Genomic DNA, 5,123 nt, shown 5'->3' with positions numbered 1-5,123 from the left:
CATTATACGCAGTATTCAGAAATGTGGTACCTGTATGCTCAAGGCTTACCGAGAAAAGAACCTGTCTGCTAAACTGAGTCCGCATTTCATTAAACCAGCTTGCCAGCATCATCCGGTCTAGCTCCGGACCTTCCGCCGGGAATACCAGCAAATAGCCATACTTACGGGTTCCGGCCATAAAAGGATACGCGGTTATATTGATAAACATTTCCTCGACACTCAGCGAATACACTTGTCTTCGCAAATGTGAGCTGTCGAGCGAATCTCCCTGAGCCAATACACAGCATATCCGGGAGTCCGGATGTATATTCAGCGTCTTAAGTGCCTCTTCCACTTCTTCTGCAGTATTCTCCCGCATGAGGAGACGGGATACCGTTTCCGCCTGTATGAAGGCGGAAACCGCTTCGCGCCGTGAAGCAAGCTTGCGCTCAGCGCGTATTTGTTCAGCTACAGTCTGCAGAGCCTCTGTCAATTCTCTTTCATCTAAGGGTTTGGTCAAATAATTGGACACACCGTATCTAAGCGCTTCCTTCGCATACTCAAAGTCAGCATAACCGCTAAAGATGATGAACTTCGGCTGGAAGTCACTTTCTGCAAATTTCTTAATGAGTTCAAGGCCATCGATCACAGGCATACGTACATCAGTTATGACCAAATCAGGCCTTGTGCTATGGATAAGCTGCAGCGCATCTTCGCCATCCAGAGCCTCGCCGCACACTTCAAAGTCCAGTTCCTCCCAGTCCACTAAGAATCGAAGCCCTTCAAGCATCAGCGGCTCATCGTCGGCAAAAAGTACCTTAAGCATTGGCATCACCCTCTTTATGTCTAAATTCTCTGATTTCTGAAAGCTATACCTTGTGGAACAGGAGAAACCGCTTCGGTCACTGCCGAAACGGTTTTCATTAACATACAATCATTTAGATATTATAAATTCAGTTATTCTTTAACACTACCCAAGTTTAATCCTACCACGAAGTACTTCTGTAAAAAAGGGTATACGAACAAAATCGGCACTGCGGTAACGATAGTGATGGCTGCACGGATGGAAGCCGGTGTCACCAGGGCCTGCATCTGATTGTGCTGATTGCCTGCCAGCGCAGAAGGATCGTTGTTCGTGCTCATGGTGGAACCGAGCAGCTTCATCATTTCATATTGCAATGTGCTCAGATTGATATCTGAAGACGCATACAGGAACGTGTCAAACCAGGAGTTCCATGCGCCTACGGCGATGAATAAAGCTACGGTTGCCAGTACGGGAGTACACAGCGGGAAGATGATTTTCCAGAAAATTCTGAATTCTCCCGCACCGTCGATTTTTGCCGACTCTATGAGGCCGGCCGGGAGGGAACGGATATACGTACGGATGATAATCAGGTTGAAGGCGCTGACCAAACTGGGAAGGATATAGACCATAAAGCTATGAAGCAGGCCTAAATCTTTAATAAGGAAGTAATTTGGAATCAGTCCGGCATTGAAATACATGGTCAAGATGAACAGCATGCCAATTTTTTTACGGAGAATGTATTGTGGCTGCGCCAGTGTATACGCCAGCATCGTAGTCAGAAAAACGCCGAATACCGTCGAGAGCACCGTACGGGACACAGAGATAAAAGCGGCATGGTAAATCGTCCCTGTAATAAAGACGGCTCTGTAGTTCTCCATGGTCCAGGCACGGGGCCAGAAATATATTCCACCGGCAAGAGTGTCACTGCCGTCATTGAAAGAAACAGCCAGCGTGTGGAGGAATGGATAGAGCGTGATGGCAACCACAAAGAGCATAAATATGGTGTTGATCGTATGAAATACAATCGGCTCAATGCGGCCTGAGCTTTTCGTCACAGCTTTCATATGGGCTTCCTCCTCTATACTAATCGCTCTTCGCCGAGGCGTTTTGCGATATAATTTGCGATGAATACGAGAATGACACTGACGATGGTTTTGAAGATCCCTGCAGCCGTAGCCAGAGAATAATTCCCCATAGAGATACCATACTTCACTACAAAGATATCAATGGTTTGCGACCAGTCCACAGTAAGACCGTTACCAAGCAAATATTGGAGTTCAAAGCCGGCATCCAGAATATGTCCGATGTTCATAATGAGCAAAATAACAAATGTGGATTTGATCCCCGGAAGAGTGACATAGCGCATCTTCTGAAAACGCTTAGCGCCGTCAATGGACGCTGCCTCATACAGAGAAGGATCGATCGAGGTAATGGCTGCCAGATAAATGATGGTACCCCAGCCCACCTCTTTCCACACGTTCGAAGCCCCGATAATGCCCCAGAAATATTTTCCTTCACTGAGCCACATAATCGGTTCTTTAATTAAGTGAAGCTTCATTAAGACGATATTGACAATTCCGTCATCAATCGACAGTGAAGTAGCAACGATGCCCGCTGCAATAACCCAGGACAAGAAGTGCGGCAAATACGAAATTGACTGAACGATACGCTTGAAAAACTTGGCTCTGATCTCATTTAGCAGCAAAGCCAGACCGATTGCCGTAACAGTGCCAAGCACAAGGTTAATAAAGCTCATGGCGATCGTGTTGCGCAGCACCATCATAAAGGTCTCATCTGAAAATAGAAATTTGAACTGCTGCAAGCCTACCCACTCTTGCTTGCCGAAAGAGAGCGCCGGGCGGTAGTTCTGAAAGGCCATTAACCAGCCCCAAATGGGAGCATAGTTAAAAATAAGAAGATAAATGGCAATCGGTACGGACATGAAAATAAGCTGCTTCTGCATTTTCAGCGTTTTCCAGCTAAGACTCACACCGATTTCCGGATCGACTCTGCGTTTTCGGGTCTTCTGAGTTTTGACCTGTTTGTCCAGTACGGCATCAGACATTAGTGTTCCCCTCCTGTAAAATCATTCTCTCCATACTATCCGGATTAATGAAGAGCGGGAAATACGATTTCCCGCTCTATTCTTTGTCTTGAAATCGACTACTTCACACTCCACTTTTCGATGCGCTGCTGGATACCTTCATTTATCCGGTCTTCATAAGCCTTGATGTCCAGCTTATGAATGCGGTCGACATAATCTTGCCAGACCCCTTCAAATTCATCGGGACTTGCCATAATGGCCTTCGGCAAATATTTGACTTGAAGGTCATTCAGCTTGGACTGCGCAAGCTTGGCTGCCGAACCGTCCTTAAGAACGATGGAGTAAGCAGGGAAGTAGATGAAATTTTCTTTCGGTTCCTTGAAGAATTCGGACCATGTTTTCTTGTTATACGCTTTCAGGATTTTCTGATCATAAGGTTTCAGACTGTCGAAGAATTCCTGCGGCTGAGTTCCGGCATCAGCTGCATTCCCGTCGCTGTAGGTCCCTTGAATTTTCGGCATATAACCAAACATAGTCGTGATTTTGTTAGCCAACTGCCAGCTTGTTTGATCCGCATTTGCCCGTTGTTCCGGCGTCCGGTAGAACATGCCGTCTTCCTTCACTTCATAGTCTTCGCCTTTGATTCCCCATTGGAGAGTTTTCTGCCAATCTTCTGTAATCATCTGATCCAAGAATTTGATAATCCGGACAGGGTCCTTGGCATTGATCGAAATACCTAATCCGCGGTTGGTGCCGACCGCTCCGCGGTCACGATACCATTCCTCAGCGCCCGGATAGAGCAGAGGGAAGCCGATATAGGTATTTTCAATCTTACCCTGGGAAATCAAAGAGGTTTCCCCATCCTGGAAGTTCCAGTGCTGGTCAAACATACCAATGACTTTGCCGCTTGCGATTTTAGCCAGGTACTGGTCGTAGTTTTGTACGAAAGCTTCTTTATCCATCAAACCTTGAGCGTTAATTTCATTAAGCTTCTTATAATAGGTCTTAGAAATGTCCTTATCGGCAAAAATCTGCGCTTTGTTGTTGTCTACAATAACGCCGCCGTCATTCGGATGGCCCGCCAAATGCTCAGGAGCGTTCTGAAGCGGGAATACACGCCAGTCGAAGTTGAGCGATTCAAATCCGATCATATCCGGGTGCTTTGCTTTATATTTAGCGATGATATCGAAATATTCATCCAGAGTCTTAGGAGTCGGATATCCCATTTCCTCAAGCACTGCCTTTTGAAGCCAGAAGCCTGGTCCCTGGTAAGTTGGTTCGGTAATCTTTCCTTGATATACCCCATAGCTTGGCAGAACGTAGATATGTCCGTCGGTCTCATCCTTGATCTGATTCCAGACCGCGGCATAATGTTTTTTCAGGTTGGGAGCGTACTTCTCAATCAAATCTTCAAGCGGAATGTACGCCTTAGCATTGAGTAATTTGTCATCGCCCGACATAAGGTCCGGGTAGTCTCCTCCGGCAATCATAACCCCCAGCTTCTGCTGCAGGTCGCCCACCAGAAGCTCCGTTTTAAAGCTGACGCCGGTTTTATCTTTAATCAGTTTGAGAATCTTGTTGTCATCCGTAGGCGTCTGCCCGGGACTGGCCAAAAATACCGAGAATGTTGCAGGAGCATTATCGTCTCCATTTGCCGCCGAACTAGCGTTTCCTGCATTTGCCGCCGGACTAGCGTTTCCCCCATTCGCTGTGTTGCTGTTTGCGTTGTTTGTGTTGTTCGAGCTGCAGCCTGTCAGTGCCAGCGCAAGCGCGAATGTACCAGCTGCTAATGCCCGGGTGGAACGTTTTGCCGTTTTATGCATTTTGTTATGCCTCCCCTTTTTGGCTAATTGCTTTTTGTTTGCTGTCAATCACCTGGTGACATCATTAATTATACCTTCCAAGAATACGCTTCCAATTCATAAACTATAGTTCTTCCCCCCTAAAAATACGAAAAATGAAAACGCTTGCTACTCATATACTCCTTAGAATTGTTAACGTACACGGCTTGATCATACCGGATTATAGTAAACGTTTTTCCTTAGGCGAAGCTCCTGCCGAACAGAATAGGGCTGGCGTTAATACGCCAACCCCAGCCAGCCCTATTCTATTATACAGACAGAACAGGCGTCTTCCTATTTTTCTTAACGGGTGAATGTATAAGAGCTTCCAGCTTCTCCTGTGAACGAAATAGAATCAAGACCAGGCCCCTCCAGCCGGCAAGGACCGGAAACCGTGCATGTCACAACTGCTCTCATAACAACGCCCCCTTCCCAGGCAAAGTCGAGGATATAT

The 5,123-nt window shown here is 46.6% G+C and carries 5 protein-coding genes; all 5 read right to left on the bottom strand.

Annotated features, from left to right (window positions below; translation table 11 throughout):
• On the bottom strand, positions 1-805 hold an 805-nt coding region (locus AQR02_RS03995; protein ID WP_159067683.1), incomplete at its 3' end, for a response regulator.
• A 131-nt stretch (positions 806-936) separates the two neighbouring features.
• Positions 937-1,848, bottom strand: a complete 912-nt coding sequence (locus AQR02_RS03990; protein WP_054939487.1) for a carbohydrate ABC transporter permease — start codon at positions 1,846-1,848, stop codon at positions 937-939.
• 14 nt (positions 1,849-1,862) lie between these two features.
• Positions 1,863-2,849 carry an ABC transporter permease gene (locus tag AQR02_RS03985; protein ID WP_108721969.1) on the bottom strand — a complete coding sequence of 329 codons (987 nt, stop codon included), beginning with the start codon at positions 2,847-2,849 and terminating at the stop codon, positions 1,863-1,865.
• Between the two features lie 98 nt (positions 2,850-2,947).
• On the bottom strand, positions 2,948-4,651 hold the full coding sequence (locus tag AQR02_RS03980) for a type 2 periplasmic-binding domain-containing protein (RefSeq protein ID WP_054939486.1): 1,704 nt from the start codon (positions 4,649-4,651) through the stop codon (positions 2,948-2,950).
• Between the two features lie 321 nt (positions 4,652-4,972).
• The coding region (locus AQR02_RS35280; protein ID WP_342447473.1) for a hypothetical protein at positions 4,973-5,123 on the bottom strand (151 nt) is incomplete at its 5' end.

Source organism: Paenibacillus ihuae, assembly GCF_001368795.1.
GTDB lineage: Bacteria > Bacillota > Bacilli > Paenibacillales > Paenibacillaceae > Paenibacillus_AQ > Paenibacillus_AQ ihuae.
The sequence above is the reverse complement of the archived record's forward strand: the minus strand, read 5'-3'. Positions and strand labels throughout refer to the sequence as shown.

Coding starts and splice junctions, on each gene's coding strand:
- AQR02_RS03990 (WP_054939487.1), bottom strand. CDS start 1,848: ATGAAAGCTGTGACGAAAAGCTCAGGCCGCATTGAGCCGATTGTATTT.
- AQR02_RS03985 (WP_108721969.1), bottom strand. CDS start 2,849: ATGTCTGATGCCGTACTGGACAAACAGGTCAAAACTCAGAAGACCCGA.
- AQR02_RS03980 (WP_054939486.1), bottom strand. CDS start 4,651: ATGCATAAAACGGCAAAACGTTCCACCCGGGCATTAGCAGCTGGTACA.